We start from the raw sequence: 304 nt of genomic DNA, 5'->3' as shown, positions 1-304 counted from the left end.
TGGGGTTGTCTGTGCATAGGCTAGTCCTGTCACAAACAAAGTACTGATTGGAATGATTATCTTTTTCATCGTGTGTTAGTTTTTGTAGTTGTATTTGAACTCTTTCAATACTTTTCCATTGATGTCAATCACCTTTTCAAGTCGGTTGGCAGTATCATATTTATAAAGCTCCCTTATTCCTGATGGTGGGGTAATGCTTCTTACGCCAATCAGAGGATCATAAGTATAAGTAGTGATCTGATAAGTTGACAATGCAGAATTATTTCTGAACAGATCTAAAGCTGAGATCAGTGACTGTTCTGAT

Annotated in this window: 1 protein-coding gene; it reads right to left on the bottom strand. The window is 36.8% G+C overall.

Translation table 11 applies throughout. The annotated features are described in order from the left end of the window. Positions 1-75: 75 nt before the first annotated feature. Positions 76-304: hypothetical protein (locus tag DRF60_RS21335; RefSeq protein ID WP_157967984.1), on the bottom strand; the 229-nt coding region annotated here is incomplete at its 5' end.

Origin of the sequence: Chryseobacterium elymi, from assembly GCF_003385495.1 — a bacterium.
Classification (GTDB): Bacteria; Bacteroidota; Bacteroidia; order Flavobacteriales; family Weeksellaceae; genus Chryseobacterium; species Chryseobacterium elymi.
Note: the sequence above shows the minus strand (reverse complement) of the source record. Positions and strands in the feature narration are given on the sequence as shown.